The sequence below is a fragment of the Butyricicoccus sp. OF10-2 genome, assembly GCF_003481925.1.
Classification (GTDB): Bacteria; Bacillota; Clostridia; order Oscillospirales; family Butyricicoccaceae; genus Agathobaculum; species Agathobaculum butyriciproducens.
In genome coordinates, this window is the sequence record NZ_QUMC01000001.1 from 241,547 (window position 1) to 263,187 (window position 21,641).

Consider the following 21,641-nt stretch of genomic DNA (forward strand, 5'->3'; position numbering starts at 1 on the left):
CAGTAAAAAAGTTGCATTACATAGGGACCGGCGGCGTTCTGCCGCCGGTTCTTTTCGGTTAAAAGGGGAAAACGAATGAATTTATGTGATATTGAGACAATCCGAGCGGTTCTGGGCCGTCACGGATTCCATTTTTCCAAATCGCTCGGACAGAACTTTCTGACGGACGAAAGCGTGCCGCGCCGCATTGCGGAGATGAGCGGCGCGGCCGAGTGCGGCAACGCGATTGAGGTCGGCCCGGGCATGGGCTGCCTGTCGGCGGAGCTGTGCCGGCGCGCGGATAAGGTCGTAGCGGTCGAGCTGGACCGTGCCCTCATGCCGGTTCTGGCAGAGACACTTGCGGATTACGATAACTTCGAGGTCGTGCACGGCGATGTGCTCGAAACCGACCTTGCCGCGCTCTGCAAGGAGAAATTCGGTGACGGAAAGGCGATCGCGTGCGCCAATCTGCCGTATTACATCACCACACCGGCGATTACGGCGCTGCTCGAGAGCGGCGCGTTCGAGCAGGTGACGGTCATGGTGCAGAAGGAGGTCGCGCAGCGCATCTGTGCAGAGCCGGGCACGGCGGCGTACTCGGCGTTCTCGATTTATGTGCAGTACCACGCTAAGGCGGAAATTTTGTTTGATGTTCCGGCGGACTGCTTTGTGCCCAGACCCAAGGTGGATTCGGCGGTGCTCAAGCTCGTGCCGCTCGACAAGCCGGCGGTTGAGACCAAGGACGAAAAGCTGTTCTTTTCCCTTGTGCGTGCAGCCTTCAATATGCGTAGAAAGACGCTCGTGAACGCGCTCGGTCCGGTGCTCGGCTCGTCGATGAGCAAGGAGGAGATCACCGCACTCGTAGAAGCAGCCGGTCTGGATGCCCGCGTTCGCGGTGAACGGCTGAGCCTTGCAGAGTATGCGAAACTGGCAGATCTCGCGGTGGAAAAACTCAGTAATTGAGAATTGAAAATGGAGAATTGAGAATTAGAGTGAAGAGTTTGTAAGATAAAGCGTGTTTGCAAAGAAATATTCGCAGGTGCCGTGCATAACAACGCGCAAACGAGTTGCGCAACACTGTTATCCCCCAGGGGACCCTCTCTTGCCCTTCGGGCAATTCACCTTGTGTTGCGCCTGCGGAGACTAAACCGCATGTGTAACAGCAAGGAATCTGGCACTGCGAAGAGGTAGAGAAATGGGCGGCCACGGGCCGCTCCTACGGAAGAAAAAATCCTCTGCCGTTCCCAAATTTCGGAGCGGTCACCGGTCTCTGGTCTGCGCCAGACGAACAAATAAAGGGAAACGGGAGTTAAGAGGGTAGAAACCGTAGGTGTCTACCCTCTTGTCCCCGCCGCGGATGCGGCGAACCTCCCCGCCAAAGGTTGGCGCCCATTCCCGCTGCTTTAGCAAGCAGATAAATCAAAATTACCCCCACCCTGTGGACAAAAGAAAAAAGCCTGCACATGCAGGCTTTTTCTCATACCACAATGGCTCTCGGCGGCACCGGCGAGGAAAACACGATCTGTGTTTCGGTCTTGCCGAATTTTTGCAGACGTCCGATAAAGCCGTCCAGCTCCTGCGTCGAGGCGAACGACACCTTGATCAGCATGGAGTAGTTGCCGGTCACGCAGTTGCACTCGAGCACATTCGAGCACGCAGCAATGAACGGATAAAATTCCTCTTTCTGGATGGGCTGCATATCCAGATGAATGTACGCGAGAATGTGATGGCCAAGCTGCAGCGGGTCCAGATCGAGCGTATACGCACGAATAACGCCCTGTTTTTCCAGCCGCTCAATACGCGCGGAAACCGCAGGGGAGGAAAGGCGAACCTCACCTGCAAGGGCCTTGATGGGGGTGCGGGCGTTCTTTTGCAGCAGCCGCAAGAGCTTCAGATCAATTTCGTCCATGGGGCAAATAGCCCTCCTTATCCTGAAAATAAAAACAGGAGTCCGACCCGCCTTCGCGGGACGAACTCCTTTGTTCACTGTTTATTATAAAGCACGACCGGGTTGTTGTCAAATAAAATAAGCCTTCGGACAAAAGTTTTTATACATCCGAGTCGGTGATGACCTTGAATTCCATCCAGTCCGGCGTTGCGGAAACGTAAATGGTATCCTCGTCAATGAACACAAAATCCCGGTTATCGCTGAAATTGGACTGGTTGTTTTCGGTCGGAACATCGTTTCGGTTTGCCGTTTTCGAGGTGATCGAACCGTCAGGCGTTCCGCAGAACGGCTCGGAAGGCAGGTTTCCGGTCTCCTGATACAGCTTGCCATCCACCATGACCATCCGCGGTACGGTGGCATCCTGCTCGAACACGATCCACTGGTTATCAATCAGCACCTCGATATGGTCGTCTATGCGCTGATAGCCGTAGCCCGTGCCGAAGTTGGACTGGCCGTTCTCGGTGGGCGCGTCCGTGCCGTTCGCCGTCTGCGAGGTGATCTCGCCGTCCATGTTGCCGCAGCGGCCATCGACCGTGCTGACCTCACCGGTAGACTGATACAGCGTGTTATCCACCATCACCATCATGGGTGCATCCGCGACCGGCTTCTGCTCGGTGGTATCCGGCAGGGCAGCTGCGTCATCCGTGCTCTGGCTGCCGATTTCGGCTTCCGCATTTTTCGGCTCGGCATTGCCGCAGCCGGTCAGCAGCAGCGCCAGAAGTGCAAGAAGCATTGCTAAAGTACGTTTTGTCATAAAAAACACCGCCTTTCGTAACTCTGATAGTATAGACGAAAGACGGCGTAAAAAGTTCCGTATAAAATTATTTTTTCTTTTTCGGTTTTGCCCAGCCAGATTTTTTACCCTGATTCGGCTTGCCCTGTGTCGGACGTTTGCCGTTCGGTGTACTGTGCTTGCCGTTATTAGGCGCAGAATGACGGCGGTCGTTATTCTGCTGTCTGCCGCCGTTGGACACGCCGTGGCGGCTGACGCTGTGCTGCTTGCTGCCCGGAATCCGCTGGTCGCTGCTTCTGCCCGGACGAATGAGACATTCCTTGCCGAAGCCGATGAGATCCTCACGGTGCGCCTTTTTGAGCGCGGCAATGACGATCGGGCGTTTGTCCGGTCGGCGCCACTGCAGGAGTGCACGCTGCATGGCCTTGTCCTCGGGCGTTTTCGCCACGAAAACCGGCTTCATGGTGCGCGGATCAATCTCGGTGTAGTACATCGCGGTGGACAGCGTACCCGGCGTGGGATAAAAATCCTGCACCTGCTCGGGCATGTAGCCGACGCGGTTGAGATACTGCGCGAGCATGATGGCGTCATCAAGCGTTGCACCCGGATGCGAGCTCATCAGATAGGGCACAAGATACTGCTTGCGGCCCAGCTTTTCGTTGATGCGGGCATACCGCTCGCGGAACTGCTCGTACACCTTGAAGGACGGCTTGCCCATGTAGTACAGGGCGTTATCGCTCATGTGCTCCGGCGCGACCTTCAGCTGACCGGAGATGTGGTGCTCGACCAGTTCGCGGAAGAACGCATCGTTCTTCTCGGCCATCATGTAGTCGTAGCGCAGACCGGAGCGGACGAACACCTTCTTGACACCCTCGATGTGGCGCAGCTCACGCAGCAGTTCGAGGTAATCCGTGTGGTCGGCCTCGATGTTCTGACAGGTGGTGGGGAACAGGCAGCGCTTGTCCTTGCAGCAGCCGTATTTCTCCTGCTTTTTGCAGGCCGGAAAGCGGAAATTCGCGGTCGGGCCGCCGACATCGTGGATATAGCCCTTGAATCCGGGCATTTGGGTGATCTTTTTTGCTTCCTCGATCACGCTCTCGTGGCTGCGGACCTGAATGTAGCGTCCTTGATGGAACGCGAGCGCGCAGAAGTTGCACGCGCCGAAGCAGCCGCGGTTGTGGATGATGGAGAACTGTACCTCCTGAATGGCGGGCACGCCGCCGAGCGCCTCGTAGGACGGATGATAAGTTCGCATATACGGCAGCGCGTAAACATGGTCCATCTCCTCCGTGGTCAGCGGCTTTGCGGGCGGGTTCTGCACAAGGATGCGCTTGCCGTGCCGCTGGAGAATCGCCTTGCCGCGCACGGCATCCTGTTCGTCGTACTGGATTTTGACCGAACGGGCGTAGTCTGGCTTGCTGGCGCAGACATCCTCGTACGAGGGACATTCGACCGCATCATACTCCAGATCGTCCGTATCATGCACCATATAGGCCGTGCCGCGGACTCCCTTGCACGCGTCTGCGCCCTTTTTGCCGTGCTTGAGGTTGTTTGCCAGCTCAACGACCGAGTGCTCGCTCATGCCGAACATCACGCCGTCCGCGCCGGTGGATTCCAGAATGGACGGCATAACACGGTCAGCCCAGTAATCGTAGTGCGCAAATCGGCGCAGACTGGCTTCAATGCCGCCGAGATAGACCGGCGTTTCCGGAAAGGCGCGCCGCGCAAGCATGGAATAGACGGTTACCGCACGGTCCGGCCGCTTGCCGCCCACACCGCCCGGCGTGTATGCATCGTCCGAACGGCGCTTTTTCGCCGAGGTGTAATGCGCGACCATCGAGTCGATGTTGCCGCCGTTGATGAGCACCGCGTAGCGCGGACGGCCCATTTCGAGGAAGTCGTGCTCATCGCGGAAATCCGGCTGGCTGAGGATAGCGACCTTGTAGCCTGCATCCTCCAGCACGCGTGAAATGATCGCCGTGCCGAACGACGGATGATCGACGTACGCATCGCCGGTGACGATGAGAAAATCGCAGTAATACCATCCGCGATCGGCCATATCTTGTTTGGAAATAGGGAGAAAACCGTTCATATATACCTCTTTGGCTTTACAAGGTGAAAATTATAGGTTACAATAAAAATACGGGTAATCCGGCAAAAGATGTTGAAGACGGTTGACCATACTCCCTGAAGGGAGGTGGTATTGTGGATCAGATTCTGCAGATTATTACATTGATCATTCTGCTTGAAATCGTTAAAACCATAAAAAAATAACCGTCCTCGGCCAAAGGTAACGGTTATTTTTTCAACAAAATAATTGAACCCAGGTCAACCGTCTTCTGCCGGATTGCCCTTTTCTATCTATAAGTATAGCAAATCTGCGGTAAAAGTCAAGCCGCAGAGCACGGAAATGTTTTGCAAAATAAAAAATAACCGCCCTCGCCCAAGGTAACGGTTATTTTTTCGCAAATAAGGTATACGGTTATTCTGCAAAAACTCAGTTATCCAGATAGAACTGAACCAGCTCCTGCATGAGTTCGTCGCGGTCGATCTTGCAGATCAGGCTGCGGGCATTGTTGTGGTTGGTTATGTAAGTCGGGTCCTCAGAGAGAAGATAGCCGACGATCTGGTTGATCGGGTTGTAGCCTTTCTCCTTGAGCGCATCATACACAGTGGTAAGCGTGCGCTTCATCTCCTTGTTGGACTCGTCTACCAGACTGAATTTTCTCGTTCCGTCAAGCATATTTGGTTCTCCTTTCCGATCCTACCTGTCGGTGTTTATCGTTACTTACAGCATAATACAAAAAGCAGAAAAAGTAAAGCCTTATCCGCGCAAAACTCGCATGAAAACTTTTTCCGCCTGTGGCATACACTGTATGGCGATGGAAAAGGAGACGGTGTTTTACGAGCTGTAATTTTCCAGCAGCCGCGCCAGCTCCTCTGCATTATCGAGTGTAATGCCGTCCGCAAGCGCTTGCTGCTCGGCGGATGGCAGCGTGCGCGTGTCGATGCCTGTGCGCAGGACCGAGCCGTCGCTCTGCCGGATGACAAGCCGGTCGTTTTCGCTCTGCACCGTATAGGTAATCGATGCGCTCGCCGGAACGGCCGGCGAAGCCAGAAGCGCACGTCCGGCCAGAACCAGACTGATCATTGCTGCAAGACACGCCAGCGCGGCGAGCTGTGTGCGCCGCCGCGCCTGCTGCATAGCAAGCAGATAAAAACCCTGCATCATAGTCAAAACTCCTTCACTCAGTGGGACTTGCTTTGAGTATTCCCACAAAAATACGGTCTATTCTAAAAGCAGCGTAAAAAATGTTTGGAATTTGCAAAGTCCTGTGGTATAATGCTATCAGAGTGCCTATTACCTCGGCAGTAAGCTGCCGGAAGAAAATCGGCACAGGCAGCTATTGTACAATTCATTTAGCCTTATAAGACGGTAATACCGATGAATTTTACGGTATTGCCAACAATACACGGTGCTTCAAAAAAACAAGACCGTGTGCGGGAACAAATAGGACGTGTTCTTCGTCTTACCCGACAGGACCCTGCGGTGCATATCGTAGGGCAAGGAGGAAAACAAATTGGCAACTGGCAATCAAAAAGGAACGGGAATCGGACATCTGTTCTCCCGCATACTGATTACACTGGTATTGATCGGTGTGCTGTGCGGCTGCTTCTGCGGTATTGCGTTTGCGCTGTATGTACACATCTATATCAATCCGTCCGCGCAGGAAACTGCGGTGGAGATCAGCAAGGGACTGGGTCTGAATCTGAATTCATTCATCTATGCTAAGGAATCGGATTCTGATGAATACAAGCTGTACGAAACCATCAAGGGCAAGGAAAACCGTGAATGGGTGGACAGCGACAAGATTCCGGATACCCTCAAGAACGCAGTCGTTGCAATCGAGGACGAGCGCTTTTACAAGCACCACGGTGTAGACTGGGTGCGCACGATCGGTGCGGTCAAGGGCTGGCTGCTCGGCGGCACGCAGTACGGCGGCTCGACGATAACGCAGCAGCTGATCAAAAACATCACGGCTGATAACGATTACTCGGTAAAGCGCAAGGTAAACGAGATTTTCCGCGCGTTTGCACTCGAGAAAGAGATTGACGACAAGGACCGTATTCTGGTCATGTACCTGAACACGATCTATCTGGGCTACAACAGCTACGGTGTGCAGACTGCGGCGATGCAGTACTTTGACAAGGATGTATCGCAGCTGGATCTGGCAGAATCCGCCGTACTGGCAGGTCTTACCAACAACCCGTCGATTTACGACGTTTATAACCATCCCGAAAAGGTAAAGAAGCGTCAGGAGACCATCCTTGCACAGATGCTCGATCAGAAGATGATCTCGCAGGAGGAGTATGAGGCTGCCGTAGCAGAGGAGCTTAACTACCGCCCCTACGAGGAGTATCAGCAGGAGATCAAGTCCACCTACAGCTACTTCACCGATGAAGTTATCAAGGACGTGATCAACGACCTGATGACCGAAAAGGGATATTCCCGTCTGGTTGCGGAGAACATGGTTTACTCCGGCGGTCTGAACATCTATGCGACCATCGACACCAAGGTGCAGAATGCACTCGATGAGGTCTGGGCTAACGCAGATAATTTCCCGAACACCGAGAAGTACGGCGAAATCCCGCAGAGTGCCATGGTCATCACGGACAAGCAGGGCAATATCGTTGGTATTGCCGGCGGCCGCGGTGAAAAGACCAGCAGCCGTGGTTTCTCCTATGCGTCTGACGCACGCCGTCAGCCGGGTTCTTCGCTCAAGCCGCTCTCGGCTTACGGACCGGCGATGGATAACGGCATCGTCACGCCGGACAGCACGATTTATGATCGTGCGCTCATGGAGGATGAAGAGGGCAATCCGTGGCCGATGAACGACGGCAAATATCCGACCGGCCGTCAGCTGACCATTAAGGAGGGCATGACCCGTTCGCTCAATACGGTCTCTGCACAGCTTCTCAAAACGCTGACACCGCAGGTATCGTTTAACTTTTTGACCCAGCAGCTTGGCTTTAAGCTGGTAGACAGCCGCACCAACGAGGATGGTACCGTGCAGTCGGATATCGACCTTGCACCGTTGGCGCTTGGCGCACTGACGGACGGTGTTACCGTTCGTGAGATGGCGGGCGGTTTCTCGACCTTCATCAATGATGGCGTTTGCGGCGGTACCCGCACCTACACCAAGGTGACGGACAGCGAAGGCAACACCGTAATGGAGAATACACCCAACACGGATAAGGGCTTTACCAATGTCCGCACGGATTATTATATGCTCGACTGTCTGCAGAACGTTACCGCACACGGTACCGCCTACGGCATTCAGCTTGACGGTGTAGAAACCGGCGGCAAGACCGGTACCACCACCTCCAATACCGATATCTGGTTCTGCGGCATCACGCCGAAGTATTCCGGTGCGGTATGGGTAGGCTACGAGCATAACTACCGTCTGGACGGCCTGTACGGCCGCAATGCGGCGAATATCTGGCTGGCCGTTATGCAGAAGGTGCATGCGGGTGATTCCGGTCTGGTATTTGACTCGCATCCGCAGGATTTCGAGGAAGTCACCTACTGTATGGATACCGGTCTGCTGGCATCCGGTGCGTGCCGCGCTGCGGGACGTGCTGCAACCGGCCGATTCTGGAAGGGCAAGGCTCCGACCGAGACCTGTAGTCATCAGAATATCGAAAACAAGTATGATTTCGAGAGCATGGGCGTAGATAATTATTACTACGACGATGAAGAAGATGACAGCGATTCGGACAGCAGCTCTTCGGATACCGGCACCGGCAATGAGGATTCCGGTGACGGCGGATCGTATGACAGCGGCGACAGCGGCGATTCCGGTGACGACAGCGGAGACGGCGGTGACAGCGGAGACGATTCGGGCGACAGCGGCGATTCCGGTGGCGACAGCGGAGACAGCGGAGACAGCTCGGAGGATCCGGAAGCATAAAGCCGAATTGTTCGGCACAAACTGAAAACTGAAAATCGTTCAGCGCCGCACAAGGCCGCACAAGTCGGGGCGTTAGCGGTGCCTTGAACCCGCAATCCGCTTCAGCGGGGACTATGCGGGTAACAAGGAGCACACATGCGGCGAGGCAGCCACTCACAGGGCGATGAGGGACCGGTACTGCGCAACGGAGGACTGTGAACCATGTCAGGCGGGGAACCGAGCAGCATTAAGCAGAAACCATCGTGTGCCGCAGATCTGCCGATTCTGAGCCCGAAATGCGGAAAGGCAGCCGGGTGTGTGTATTCGAATTACCTGTGTGCGGTCTTGTGGGGCGCTGAACGAATCTCGATTGAAACCACGCTTTCGATCGAAGGGGATATGCCGAGCCTGCGGCTCGGACAAATCCCGGCGGGACAAAAGTTCCTCCCGATGGTCGAAACTTTTGCTCCGTCTTGCATAAAAACCCACGCACATGTCGCGGGTTTTTATGAACATTCCGGCGTTGCCGAAATGTTCTATTGAATGGCGGACAAAGTCCGCGAGAGGACGCTTTGAGGCGGGCTTACGCCCGCCTCTTTATTTATTGAGGGGAGGATTTTCGTAATGTATCAGGCTTTATACCGCAAATGGCGGCCGCAGACGTTTGCGGATGTGATCGGGCAGCAGCATGTCACAGACACGCTGCGCGCGCAGCTGCAGTCCGGACGTTTGAGCCATGCATATCTGTTTACAGGCACGCGCGGCACCGGCAAGACCACCTGTGCGAAGATCCTCGCGCGCGCAGTCAACTGCGAGCATCCGGTGAACGGCGATCCGTGCAACGAGTGTGCGGCGTGCCGCGGCATTCTGGACGGCTCGGTGCTGGACGTGACCGAGATTGACGCGGCGTCCAACAATGGTGTGGACAATATCCGCGACCTGCGCGATGAGACGCGCTACACGCCTGCACAGGTTCGCAAGCGCGTGTTCATCATCGATGAGGTACACATGCTGTCCATCGGTGCGTTCAATGCGCTGCTCAAAACACTCGAGGAGCCGCCGGAGCACGTTCTGTTCATTCTGGCTACCACCGAGCTGCACAAGGTACCTGCGACCATTCTGTCGCGCTGTCAGCGGTTCGATTTCCGCCGGATCGGTGCGGAGGATATTGCCCGCCGGCTGTTGGATGTTGCGGCAGGTGAGGGCATTGCGCTGACCGAAGGTGCGGCACGCCTGATCGCTCGGCTGGCGGACGGCGCCATGCGAGACGCGCTTTCCATGCTCGACCGTGCGGCGGCAGCCGGTGCGGTGGACGAGAAAACGGTCACGGCGGCGCTTGGCGTCATGGGTCAGGACGATGGCATTCGCCTGGCCGAGCACCTGAAAACGGGTGATCTCGCGGCGGCGGTCGGTCTGCTGGACGAATATTACAACGCAGGCCGTGATCTGGCGTCCGTATATGATCAGATGCTTGGCCTGATCCGCGATGCACTGCTGGTCAAGACCAGCAAGACCGACGTTTCCGCGCTTATTTCTCCGGCGTACAGCGTAAAGACGCTGCAGGCGCTGTGTGACGGTCTGGCGTCGTCCACGCTCATCGCGTGGAGCCGCATTATCAGCGATTCGCTCGACCATATGCGCACGGCAGCCAACCGCCGCGTTGAGGCTGAGCTGTGCGCGGTGCGGCTGTGCAGTCTGGGGGCTGACAGCTATGACACGCTCGGCGGGCGTGTAGAAGCGCTCGAGGAAAAGCTGAAGAACGGTGTTCCGGTGCAGATGATGCCTGCAGCAGCAGCGCAGCAGGCAGGCGATGTGCCGCCTCCGCCGAGTGACGATGATGCACCGCCGCTTCCGGACGACGAGGATGCGCCTGACTGGGCGCGAGAGGAAGACGGGACCGCAGACACGCCTAAGCAGGAAGTGACGCTGTGGAGCCAGTGGCAGCCGCTGCTCGAAGCGCTGACCGGCAAGATCAACATCGGCGCACACACCAATATCAAGCTGAGCGCGAAAGGCGTGCTCGAGGACAACGCGCTCGTCATTCTCTGCGAGGACAAAATGACGGCCATTCTCGCGGCAAAGGAGCCGACCATTTCGGTCATCCGGGAGCAGGCGGCCAAGCTGAACGGTGCACCCATCAAGGTCAAGGTGCGCGAAGCGGGCGAGGAGCTTGTTGTGAAAAAAAATATCGCAGTCGATGAACTGATCGACCGCGCTAAATCAATGGATATTCAAGTGAAACAGCTTTAAGGAGGACTTTTATTATGGCAAAGGGTAAGGGTTTCGGCGGCTTCGGCGGTGGCATGAACATGCAGGCGATGATGAAGCAGGCACAGAAGATGCAGGAGAGCATGCTCAAGGCGCAGGAGGAGATCGCGCAGATGGAATCCACCGGCACGGCAGGCGGCGGCATGGTTACCGCGACTGTAACCGGCACTTCCACGCTCAAGAGCATTGCAATCAAGCCGGACGTTGTTGATCCGGACGACATCGACATGCTGCAGGATCTGGTCGTTGCAGCGGTCAACGAGGCGCTCAAGGCGGCTTCCGACAAGTCGCAGAGCCAGATGTCCGCGATTACGGGCGGCATTGGCGGCGGTCTGGGCGGTCTGCTGTAATGGAGCTTTTTGCACCGCCGGTCGAACGGCTGATCGAGGAGTTTGCAAAGCTCCCGGGCATTGGCCAGAAGACCGCACAGCGGCTGGCGTTTCATGTGCTCGACCTGCCGAAAGAGGATGCCGAGCGGTTTGCGGATGCCATCCGTGAAGCAAAAGCCAAGACGTTCACCTGCAAGCGCTGTCAGAATCTGACGGACAGCGAGATCTGTCCGATCTGCTCGGACAAGACGCGCAACCAGAAGGTGATCTGCGTGGTGGCAGAGCCGCGCGATGTAATCGCGTTCGAGCGCACGAAGGAGTACAAGGGTCTGTATCATGTGCTGCACGGCACGCTGTCTCCGATGGGGCACGTCGGACCGGACGACATCCGTATCCGTGAGCTGGTCAAGCGTGTGGCGGAGGAGGAGACCGAGGAGGTTATCCTCGCCACCAATCCGGACACCGAGGGCGAAGCCACGGCGATGTACATTTCGCGGCTGCTGCAGCCGTTCGGCATCAAGATTACGCGGCTGGCGTATGGTATTCCGGTTGGCGGGCATCTGGAGTTTGTTGATGAGGTGACGCTGACCCGTGCACTGGAGGGGCGAAAGGAGCTGTAATGGCTTCTTTGCAGCCTTATGGGCGGTTCGGCTGAATCGAATCGGTGCAGCTGGTCCAGCTGGGTGGTCCAAAAGGATAGACACCAAGGTTTGCCCGTAGGCCACTAAACCTTGTTCCCGCGCCGTGCGCGGATTAAACGAGTACTATCCTCTTGGGACTCCAGTTTCCTGTTGTTTGTTAGCCTGACGCAAATCAGAGACCGGCGACCGCTTCGAAAAGGGGAACGGGAGTAAGAGGGTAGAAACCGTAGGTGTCTACCCTTTTGCCCCGATGCGGCGGGTGCCGCATCTTTCGTTCTACCTTTGAAAAAGGTAAAAAAACAGGAACAGCCGAACTTTCGTCCGGCTGCTCCCGCAATAAAAGGTAGGATAGAGAGTAGAAAGCAAGAACATGTGGGGGGATCTTACGCTTTCCACGTCATTTATAATACTGGTGAATTGTGAACATTCTGTGTACATTCTACAACAATATTAGATTTTTGATAGATCGGGAGGAAAAAGTCTGTGGCAGACCTGAAAAAAGAAATTGAAAATCGGCGCACATTTGCAATCATTTCGCATCCTGACGCCGGTAAAACCACCATTACGGAGAAGTTTTTGCTCTACGGCGGAGCCATTCAGGAGGCCGGCATGGTCAAGGGCAAGAAAAACAGCCGTCATGCGGTTTCCGACTGGATGGAGATCGAGAAGCAGCGCGGTATTTCTGTAACGTCCTCGGTGCTGCAGTTCCGCTATGAGGGCAAGTGCATCAATATTCTGGATACCCCGGGTCATCAGGACTTCTCGGAGGATACCTACCGCACGCTGATGGCGGCTGACTCGGCGGTGATGGTCATTGACGCCTCCAAGGGCGTCGAGGCACAGACCCGCAAGCTGTTCAAGGTCTGCGCGATGCGCGGCGTGCCGATCTTCACCTTTATCAACAAGATGGACCGTGAGGCACGCGACCCGTACGAGCTGCTCGAGGACATCGAGAATGAGCTGGGCATCGGCACCTATGCGGTAAACTGGCCGATCGGCTCGGGCAAGCGCTTCAAGGGCGTGTACGACCGTATGGACGATGAGGTTATCGCGTTTGAGGGCGCGGATTTTCGCCACGAGGTCAAGGCGCAGCGCCTGTCGATCGACGATCCGATCCTCGAGGGTCTGCTGCCCGAGGATCAGTACCAGACGCTGATCGACGATGTGGAGCTGCTCTCCGGTGCAGGCGATGAGTTTGATCTCAAGGCTGTGCACGAGGGCAAGCTGTCGCCGGTGTTCTTCGGTTCCGCGCTGACTAACTTCGGCGTTGAGCCGTTCCTGAAAAAGTTCCTGCAGATGACGCCGCCGCCGACCGCGCGTACCGCTGACATCGGTGTGATCGACCCGTTCGACCCGCATTTCTCCGCGTTTGTGTTCAAGATTCAGGCGAACATGAACAAGGCGCACCGCGACCGTGTTGCGTTCATGCGTATTTGCTCCGGCAAGTTTGAGCGCGGTCAGGACGTGCTGCACGTTCAGTCCGGCAAGAAGATGGTGCTTGCCGCACCGCAGCAGCTGATGGCACAGGACCGCTCTATCGTCGATGAGGCGTATGCGGGCGATATTATCGGTATTTTCGATCCGGGCGTGTTCTCCATCGGTGATACCGTGTGCGATCCCAAGCATAAGTGCGTGTTCTCCGGCATCCCGACGTTCGCACCCGAGCTGTTTGCCGTTGTCCGCCAGAAGGATACGCTCAAGCGCAAGCAGTTCGTCAAGGGCGTCGAGCAGATTGCACAGGAGGGCGCCATCCAGATCTTCCGCGAGCCGAATGCCGGTATGGAATCGGTTATCGTCGGCGTTGTCGGCGTGCTGCAGTTTGAGGTGCTCGAGTACCGTCTGAAGAACGAGTATAACGTTGAGATCATCCGCGAAAACCTGCCGTATGAGCACGTTCGCTGGGTTGAGAATGACGAGGAGGACTTCGACATCAAGAAGCTCCAGCTCACGAGCGATACCAAGATCGTCGAGGATCTCAAGGGCAATAGCCTGCTGCTGTTTACCTCGCCGTGGAATATCACCTACGCAACCGACCATAACGAGAACCTGCGACTTGCGGATTTCTCGGAAAACGCGTAAAACAAGGAAAAGACCGCCTTACGGCGGCCTTTTTTTGATGATGTGCGATAAGGTGCCCGGGAGGGATGGACTCGGCGCACCGAATGAAACGATTGGTACATATTATCCCGTAGGGGAGCACAGTGTGCTCCCACGCAATGTAAAATTGAACGTGTTTTGGGCGAACAATGTTCGCCCCTACGGCTGTATATCTGCAAATGGCCCGCAACGGTGCGCCGAGTCGGCACACCCTACGGTTAAGCGATATCGTATGGTTTGATACTTTGCCGGGTCATTTTTAGCAAACAATAAAAGAGCACCGGAATCGAAATTCCGGTGCTCTTTTATTGCGGTAGCCCTTACAGGCAGCGCCTGTCAAGGGCGTCCCTCGATTGAAAGGGCTGCGCCCTTTCAATCGAAAATCAGCATACGCCCTGAGCCAGCATAGCGTCAGCGATCTTCTCGAAGCCGCCGATGTTAGCGCCCATAACAAGGTTGTCCTTGTGGCCGTACTTCTCAGCTGCAGTGATGCAGGTGTGGAAGATGTTAACCATGATGTCGTGCAGACGCTGGTCAACTTCCTCGAAGGTCCAGGACAGACGCAGGGAGTTCTGGCTCATTTCCAGACCGGAGGTAGCTACGCCGCCTGCGTTAGCAGCCTTTGCCGGGCCGAAGAATACGCCGGCTGCCTGGAATGCTGCAACAGCCTCCGGGGTGGACGGCATGTTAGCGCCCTCAGCTACAAACTTGCAGCCGTTGGCGATCAGAGCCTTTGCGTTCTCCTCGTTCAGCTCGTTCTGGGTTGCGCACGGCAGAGCGATGTCGCACTTTACGCCCCACGGACGCTGACCCTCGGTGTAGGTGCTGCCCGGAACGCGCTCAGCGTACTCCTTGATGCGGCCGCGCTTAACTTCCTTGATGTCCTTAACAACATCCAGGTTGATGCCGTTCGGATCGTAGATGAAGCCGTTGGAGTCGGACATGGTAACAACCTTAGCGCCCAGCTGGGTAGCCTTCTGGCAAGCGTAGATTGCAACGTTGCCGGAACCGGAGATTGCAACAGTCTTGCCCTCGAACGAAGTGCCCTTGTATGCGAGCATTTCCTTCATGTAGTAGCACAGGCCGTAGCCGGTAGCCTCGGTGCGGGCCAGAGAGCCGCCGTAGGACAGGCCCTTGCCGGTCAGAACGCCGGTGTACTCGTTGCGCAGACGCTTATACTGACCGAACATAAAGCCGATCTCACGGCCGCCAACACCGATATCGCCGGCCGGTACGTCGGTGAACTGACCGATGTGCTTGCACAGCTCGGTCATGAAGGACTGGCAGAAACGCATGATTTCAGCATCGGACTTGCCCTTCGGGTCGAAGTCGGAGCCGCCCTTGCCGCCGCCCATCGGCAGAGTGGTCAGGCTGTTCTTGAAGCACTGCTCAAAGCCGAGGAACTTGATAACGGATGCGTTAACAGAGGGGTGCAGACGCAGACCGCCCTTGTAGGGGCCGATTGCGGAGTTGAACTGTACGCGGAAGCCGCGGTTAACCTGAACCTTGCCCTGATCGTCAACCCACGGTACACGGAACATGAACATGCGCTCCGGCTCTACGATGCGCTCCATGATGCCGTTCTTCTCGAGCTCCGGACGAGCTTCAACAACCGGCTCAAGGCTCTCAAGAACCTCGTAAACTGCCTGCTGGAACTCCGGCTCATTCGGGTTGCGCTTCTGTACGGTTTCGTACACGCCCTGCAGATAAGAATTGGTAAGTGCCATTTTTATTGTCCTCCTTACATTCTATACCACTCGCTTAACTTTCGTAAGTAATCCGAGTGGAATGCTTTTATATTTGGTGACGGTTCTATTATATAGCAATTTTTTTGCATATGCAATACTTTAGCACGATAAAATTATACAGTTTTTTAGGCCGAAAAACCTATGGATATTGGCAATCTGACTTGATATAATAAAGTAAAAGAAGGAGGCAACAGCCATGGCAAACAGCTTTGACCGTATATATGCAGTGGTGAAGAAAATTCCGCGCGGAACGGTGGCCAGTTATGGGCAGGTCGCGCTGCTCGCGGGCAATCCGAGATGGGCGCGCGTCGTTGGCTACGCGCTGCATGCCAATCCCGATCCGGAGGGTATTCCGTGCTACCGCGTGGTGACGAAAGACGGACGAACGTCACCGGCGTTTGCGTTCGGCGGCGCGGATATCCAGCGCGCACTGCTCGAAGCGGACGGCATCGAGTTCACCAAGGACGGCCGCGTGGATATGGCGAAATACGGCTGGACAGGATTAGGGTAACACCGCACAATTAAACTGCGGCGCTTTACGGAAATTTTGTGCTCTGACGTCGTTGTGCTTTCACGGTAATACACAAAGTATTACCGCAAAATCACGCATAGTCAGACCGCAAAATTTACTCGTAAATCGCTCTTGTTCAATTATGTGGTATTACCCTGACTTGACAAATCCGGTCGTGCGGTGCTATGCTTGCGCCAAAGGAGTGACACGCATGATCGACATCGAAAAGCTGACCGCGCTCGCCATCGCGTATGACGCAGGCGACGCAAAACGGATTCAGCACTTTATAAAGGTATACGCATACAGCCGCCTGCTCGGGCGCAGGGAAGGTCTGGATGAGCAGAAGCAGAATGTACTGGAAGCTGCAGCCGTTCTGCATGATATCGGCATCCACGAAGCCGAACGGAAGCACGGCTCGAGCGGCGGACACTGGCAGGAGATGGAAGGTCCGGCGGTCGCGGCTCCCATGCTGCAGCAGTGCGGCGCAGATGAGCGGGAGAGCGAGCGCGTGCAGTGGCTCATCGCGCATCACCATACCTATACCGCCGGAGAGGAAAAAGATTTCCGTATTCTGCTTGAAGCGGATTCCTTGTCAACGCCTACGAGGACGGCATGACGGCGGAGCAGTGTAAAACCGCGAAAGACCGCGTGTTCCGAACCGAAACCGGCAAGCAGTATCTTGAAGAAATGTTTCTCAAACCGACACATCAGGCGAAATAATGGAGAATGGAGAATGAACCAGATGGTTTTTCATTCTCCATTTTTTCATTTTATTGGTGCAAATCAGAGAGAAACGGCGGGGTGAGGGCACCCCGCCCTACGGATATGATATGTAAATAGTACAAATGAATGGAATTCGTAGATGTTGGGCGCAATAACGTGTAACCGAGTTGCACGGCACTGTCATGCCGCGCCTGCGTAGAGTAGCCGGTATGTGTAGTAGAAAGGTATCTAGCATTGCGTAGAGGTAAAGTAATGGACGCGCAATGCGCGCCCCTACAAAGGGATAACCCGACTGCCGTTCTTCTTTTCGCAGCGGTCGCCGCTCTCCGATTTTCGCCGTGCTATGTTTAGGAAACGGGTGATTCACAAGAGGGTAGAAACCTTGGTGTCTACCCTCTTGTGCCCCTGCCGGGTAGGCAAGATTCCTCTCGCTTCTCAAGCGACCACTTCACGAAATGTGAACATTTCGTGAAACTCGTTGACATTGCCGAATGACGGTGTATAATATGTTAGCAAGCTAACAGTAAGGAGGCTAACAATGAATTGCTGTGACCATAATGAATGCTGCGCTCACTCGGACGACCGCATCGGTGCAGAAATCGGTATGCTGCATAATCTGCTTCGGCGGCAGATGGCGTGTATGACCGAAAAGACTGTGAATGCAGCGAATGTGACCGGTATGCAGGCGATGATTGTCCATCACATTATTATGCATGAAAAGCAGGGCGATATATTCCAGAAGGATCTGGAAAACGCGTTCCAGATGCGCCGCTCGACCGCAACGGGCATACTGCAGCTGATGGAGCAGCACGGTATTATCCGCCGTGAGCCGGTGGAGCATGACGGCCGCCTGAAACGGCTGGTGCTGACCGAGCAGGCTCGTGCAATGGATGAATACATTACTGAGCGCATGAAGCAGATGGAACAGCTTCTGCGGCAGGACATCACCGAGGACGAGCTGAAGGGCTGGTTTGCGGTCTGTGAGAAAATCCGCTCCAATCTGGAGCAGTACCAATGCAATATGTGCAGGGAGGAACAGAAATAATGATAATACGACTGCTGAAAAGTGTGCGTGAGTTCAAAAAAGACGCGCTGCTCACGCCGTTTTTCGTTGTGCTCGAGGTCGTGATGGAGGTCATCATTCCGCTGGTTATGGCGCTGCTGATCGACAAGGGCATTGACGGGCAGGATATGGCCGCCATTTGGAAATACGGCATCATCCTTGTGCTGTGCGCCATGCTCGCACTGGTGTTCGGCGCGGCGGCCGGCACCTTTGCGGCGAGAGCCTCAACCGGCTTTGCCCGCAATCTGCGTCACGATATGTACTACAATGTGCAGAATTTCTCGTTTTCCAACATTGATAAGTTCTCCACCGGTTCGATCGTCACCCGTCTGACCACCGATGTTACCAACGTACAGAACGCCTTTCAGATGTGCACGCGCATCGCGGTGCGCTGCCCGGTCATGTTGGTCTTTGCGCTGTTCATGGCGATGAAGATCAACAGCAGGATGGCGCTCGTATTCCTCGCGGTGCTGCCGATTCTGGCAATCGGCATGGGCATCCTGATGAAGGTTGTCGGTCCGGTCTTTGAGCGTGCATTCAAAATCTACGACCGCATGAACACGGTCGTACAGGAAAATGTGCGTGGCATCCGCGTTGTTAAGACCTATGTTCGTGAGGATCACGAGACCGAAAAGTTTGAGGGCGTTTCCGGTATGCTGTACCGCACGTTCTCCAAGGCACAGAAGACCATGGCAGGCGTTATGCCGCTGATGCAGTTCTGCATGTACGCGTGCATGCTGCTGATTTCGTGGTTCGGCGCGCGTCTGATCGTCGGCGGCTCGATGACCACCGGCGAGCTGACCGGCATGTTCTCCTACGCGATGCAGATCCTGATGAGCCTGATGATGGTAGCGATGGTTTTCGTTATGATCACCATGGCCAAGGCGAGCGCAGAGCGTGTTGCCGAAATCCTCGATGAGCAGCCCGACCTGCACAATCCCGCAAACCCGATTCACGAGGTCAAGGACGGCGCGATCGAGTTTGACGACGTTTCCTTCAGCTACAAGGGCGATGAGCGCAAGCTGGCGCTCAAAAACGTCAGCCTGCATATCAAGGCCGGTCAGACCGTCGGCATTCTCGGCGGCACCGGTTCCGCGAAGTCTACGCTCGTGCAGCTGATTCCGCGCCTGTACGATACCACGCACGGCACGGTCAAGGTCGGCGGCGTGGATGTCCGCGATTACGATATCGAGGCGCTGCGCGATCAGGTTGCCATGGTGCTCCAGAAGAACGTGCTGTTCTCCGGCACGATCAAGGAAAACCTTCGCTGGGGTGACGAAAACGCCTCGGACGAGGAGCTCGAGCGCGTATGCCGACTGGCACAGGCGGATGAATTCATCCAGCAGATGCCGGATAAGTACGACACCCACATTGAGCAGGGCGGCTCGAATGTCTCCGGCGGTCAGAAGCAGCGACTCTGCATTGCGCGTGCGCTGCTGAAAAAGCCGAAGATCCTCATTCTTGATGACTCGACCAGTGCGGTCGATACCAAAACGGATGCGCTCATCCGCAAGGCATTCGCGGAGGAAATCCCGGACACGACCAAGATTATCATTGCACAGCGCGTTTCCTCTGTGCAGGATGCGGATCAGATCGTCATTCTCGACGGCGGCACCGTGCAGGCTGTCGGCACACACGATGAGCTGCTCGCCGCCAACACGATCTATCAGGAAATCTACAACCAGCAGAACAGAAAGGGCGGTGAGGAATAATGGCAGGACCTCAGATGCGCGGACCCGGCGGCCGCAGAGGCATGAGGGGCGGAAAGCGCAGCAAAAATCCGAAAAAGACGCTCGGACGTCTTATGAAATATATTCAGAAGGGCTACGGCGTACAGTTTGTGGTTGTACTCATCTGCATTCTGCTGTCGGCTGTGGCAAACGTGGCCGGCTCCATGTTCCTCAAAAGCCTGATCGACGACTATATTTCTCCGCTGCTGCTGCAGGCAGCTCCGGTGTTTACCGGCCTGCTGCATGCGCTGATAAGCATGGCGGTGATCTATCTCATCGGCATTGCGACTACGTTTGTCTACAACTGGCTGATGGTCAGCATTTCGCAGGGTGTGCTCAAAAAGGTGCGTGACGAGATGTTCGCGCACATGCAGAAGCTGCCGATTCGCTACTTCGATACGCATACCCACGGCGATCTGATGAGCCATTTCACCAACGATACCGATACGCTGCAGCAGATGCTCAGCCAGTCCGTGCCGCAGATGTTTTCCTCAGCGATGACCATTATCTCGGTGTTCATCGGCATGCTGGTGACGAATGTATGGCTGACGCTGTTCGTACTGCTCGGCGTGTGCGTCATGCTCAAGGTGGTAAAGAAACTGGGCGGTCAGTCCGCGAAGTACTTCCTCGAGCAGCAGAAGTCGCTCGGCAGGGTCAACGGCTATATCGAGGAAATGATCAACGGCCAGAAGGTCATCAAGGTGTTCTGCCACGAGGAAAAGTGCAAGGAGCAGTTCGATGCGCTCAACGATGAGCTGCGCGAGAACGCTGCGAGCGCGAATACCTTCGCAAACATCCTCATGCCGATCATGATGAACATCGGCAACCTGCTGTACGTTCTGGTTGCGGTCGTCGGCGGTGCGCTGGCGCTGTCCGGCGTGGTCGGAAACAGCATCACCATCGGCGTTATCGCGTCCTTCCTGCAGCTGACCAAGTCGTTCACCCAGCCGGTAACGCAGATCTCGCAGCAGTTCAATTCCATTGTTATGGCGCTCGCCGGTGCCGAGCGTATCTTTGAGCTGATGGACGAGGAGCCTGAGGTAGACAACGGCTACGTTACTCTCGTCAACGCCAAGTACGACAAGAACGGCGAACTCGCTGAAACCCCGGAAAAGACCAACATCTGGGCGTGGAAGCATCCGCACGAGGACGGCACCACCACCTATACGCAGGTCCGCGGCGATGTCCGCTTCTTTGATGTGGATTTCGGCTATAATCCGGATAAGATCGTCCTGCACGACATCACACTGTACGCCGAACCCGGTCAGAAGGTCGCGTTCGTCGGTGCAACCGGCGCGGGCAAAACGACCATCACCAACCTGATCAACCGTTTCTACGACCTCGCGGACGGCAAGATCCGCTACGACGGCATCAATATCAATAAGATCAAAAAAGCCGATCTCCGCCGCTCGCTCGGCATCGTTCTGCAGGATACCAACCTGTTTACCGGCACCATCCGCGATAATATCCGCTACGGTCGTCTGGATGCGACCGACGAGGAAGTCGTGGCTGCGGCGCAGCTTGCCAATGCGGACGACTTCATCCGCCGACTGCCGGACGGCTACGATACCGTCATCGACGGTGACGGCGGCAGTCTGTCGCAGGGGCAGTGCCAGCTGCTTTCCATCGCGCGTGCGGCGGTTGCCGATCCGCCGGTTATGATCCTCGATGAGGCGACCAGCTCGATTGATACCCGCACGGAGTCCATCGTGCAGGCCGGCATGGACGGCCTCATGTACGGACGTACGGTGTTCGTTATCGCGCACCGCCTGTCCACGATTCAAAACGCAGACGTTATTATGGTGCTGCAGCTCGGTCATATCATCGAGCGCGGCAACCATGATCAGCTGATCGCGGAACACGGCAAATATTATCAGCTCTATACCGGAGCGTTTGAATTGGAATAAGTGCTTTCTGCTC

General features: G+C 55.6%; 17 protein-coding genes and 1 other RNA gene. 12 read left to right on the top strand and 6 right to left on the bottom strand.

Annotated features, from left to right (window positions below):
- The first annotated feature begins 75 nt into the window (after window positions 1–75).
- Window positions 76–942 (top strand): 16S rRNA (adenine(1518)-N(6)/adenine(1519)-N(6))-dimethyltransferase RsmA, encoded by an 867-nt coding sequence (gene rsmA, locus DXB00_RS01285; protein ID WP_119214413.1) that lies wholly within the window; start codon window positions 76–78, stop codon window positions 940–942.
- A gap of 514 nt (window positions 943–1,456) precedes the next feature.
- On the opposite strand, the gene DXB00_RS01290 is transcribed toward rsmA, so the two are convergent.
- The 5 genes from DXB00_RS01290 to DXB00_RS01310 all read right to left on the bottom strand — a co-directional run bounded on the left by DXB00_RS01290 (window position 1,457) and on the right by DXB00_RS01310 (window position 5,892).
- Window positions 1,457–1,888 carry an Lrp/AsnC family transcriptional regulator gene (locus DXB00_RS01290; protein ID WP_119214414.1) on the bottom strand — a complete coding sequence of 144 codons (432 nt, stop codon included), beginning with the start codon at window positions 1,886–1,888 and terminating at the stop codon, window positions 1,457–1,459.
- Between the two features lie 139 nt (window positions 1,889–2,027).
- Window positions 2,028–2,681 (bottom strand): hypothetical protein, encoded by a 654-nt coding sequence (locus DXB00_RS01295; protein WP_119214415.1) that lies wholly within the window; start codon window positions 2,679–2,681, stop codon window positions 2,028–2,030.
- 67 nt (window positions 2,682–2,748) lie between these two features.
- A complete protein-coding gene (locus tag DXB00_RS01300) occupies window positions 2,749–4,752 on the bottom strand; it encodes a YgiQ family radical SAM protein (protein WP_119214416.1) in 2,004 nt (667 codons plus the stop codon).
- Between the two features lie 405 nt (window positions 4,753–5,157).
- A complete protein-coding gene (locus DXB00_RS01305) occupies window positions 5,158–5,403 on the bottom strand; it encodes an IreB family regulatory phosphoprotein (protein ID WP_110435230.1) in 246 nt (81 codons plus the stop codon).
- Between the two features lie 159 nt (window positions 5,404–5,562).
- Window positions 5,563–5,892 carry a BofC C-terminal domain-containing protein gene (locus DXB00_RS01310; RefSeq protein ID WP_118728902.1) on the bottom strand — a complete coding sequence of 110 codons (330 nt, stop codon included), beginning with the start codon at window positions 5,890–5,892 and terminating at the stop codon, window positions 5,563–5,565.
- A 349-nt stretch (window positions 5,893–6,241) separates the two neighbouring features.
- Here DXB00_RS01310 and DXB00_RS01315 point away from each other — a divergent pair, with 349 nt between their 5' ends.
- The 6 genes from DXB00_RS01315 to DXB00_RS01340 all read left to right on the top strand — a co-directional run bounded on the left by DXB00_RS01315 (window position 6,242) and on the right by DXB00_RS01340 (window position 13,928).
- Window positions 6,242–8,632, top strand: a complete 2,391-nt coding sequence (locus DXB00_RS01315) for a transglycosylase domain-containing protein (RefSeq protein ID WP_118728903.1) — start codon at window positions 6,242–6,244, stop codon at window positions 8,630–8,632.
- 55 nt (window positions 8,633–8,687) lie between these two features.
- Window positions 8,688–8,954, top strand: an RNA gene (gene ffs / locus DXB00_RS01320) — signal recognition particle sRNA large type.
- 281 nt (window positions 8,955–9,235) lie between these two features.
- Window positions 9,236–10,861, top strand: a complete 1,626-nt coding sequence (gene dnaX, locus DXB00_RS01325) for a DNA polymerase III subunit gamma/tau (protein WP_118728904.1) — start codon at window positions 9,236–9,238, stop codon at window positions 10,859–10,861.
- A 14-nt stretch (window positions 10,862–10,875) separates the two neighbouring features.
- Complete coding sequence (locus tag DXB00_RS01330; protein ID WP_118728905.1) at window positions 10,876–11,229, top strand: YbaB/EbfC family nucleoid-associated protein; 354 nt, start codon at window positions 10,876–10,878, stop codon at window positions 11,227–11,229.
- A complete protein-coding gene (gene recR, locus DXB00_RS01335; RefSeq protein ID WP_110435225.1) occupies window positions 11,229–11,828 on the top strand; it encodes a recombination mediator RecR in 600 nt (199 codons plus the stop codon). Before DXB00_RS01330 ends, recR begins: the two co-directional genes overlap by 1 nt.
- A gap of 504 nt (window positions 11,829–12,332) precedes the next feature.
- On the top strand, window positions 12,333–13,928 hold the full coding sequence (locus DXB00_RS01340; protein WP_117491423.1) for a peptide chain release factor 3: 1,596 nt from the start codon (window positions 12,333–12,335) through the stop codon (window positions 13,926–13,928).
- Window positions 13,929–14,329: 401 nt separating this feature from the next.
- Here DXB00_RS01340 and gdhA read toward each other — a convergent pair whose 3' ends face one another.
- Window positions 14,330–15,673: an NADP-specific glutamate dehydrogenase gene (gene gdhA / locus DXB00_RS01345; RefSeq protein ID WP_118728906.1), complete on the bottom strand. Its 1,344-nt coding sequence runs from the start codon at window positions 15,671–15,673 to the stop codon at window positions 14,330–14,332.
- Between the two features lie 217 nt (window positions 15,674–15,890).
- On the opposite strand from gdhA, the gene DXB00_RS01350 reads away from it, so the two are divergent.
- The 5 genes from DXB00_RS01350 (at window position 15,891) to DXB00_RS01370 (ending at window position 21,628) form a co-directional block, all read left to right on the top strand.
- Complete coding sequence (locus DXB00_RS01350; protein ID WP_118728907.1) at window positions 15,891–16,205, top strand: MGMT family protein; 315 nt, start codon at window positions 15,891–15,893, stop codon at window positions 16,203–16,205.
- A 211-nt stretch (window positions 16,206–16,416) separates the two neighbouring features.
- A complete protein-coding gene (locus DXB00_RS01355; protein WP_243107126.1) occupies window positions 16,417–16,821 on the top strand; it encodes an HD domain-containing protein in 405 nt (134 codons plus the stop codon).
- Between the two features lie 645 nt (window positions 16,822–17,466).
- The gene (locus tag DXB00_RS01360; protein ID WP_118728909.1) at window positions 17,467–17,973 is read left to right on the top strand and encodes a MarR family winged helix-turn-helix transcriptional regulator; all 507 of its coding nucleotides are present in this window, start codon (window positions 17,467–17,469) and stop codon (window positions 17,971–17,973) included.
- Window positions 17,973–19,703, top strand: coding sequence for an ABC transporter ATP-binding protein (locus DXB00_RS01365; protein WP_118728910.1), 1,731 nt, complete (start codon window positions 17,973–17,975; stop codon window positions 19,701–19,703). Before DXB00_RS01360 ends, DXB00_RS01365 begins: the two co-directional genes overlap by 1 nt.
- A gap of 41 nt (window positions 19,704–19,744) precedes the next feature.
- Window positions 19,745–21,628: an ABC transporter ATP-binding protein gene (locus DXB00_RS01370; protein WP_243022612.1), complete on the top strand. Its 1,884-nt coding sequence runs from the start codon at window positions 19,745–19,747 to the stop codon at window positions 21,626–21,628.
- Window positions 21,629–21,641: the final 13 nt, after the last annotated feature.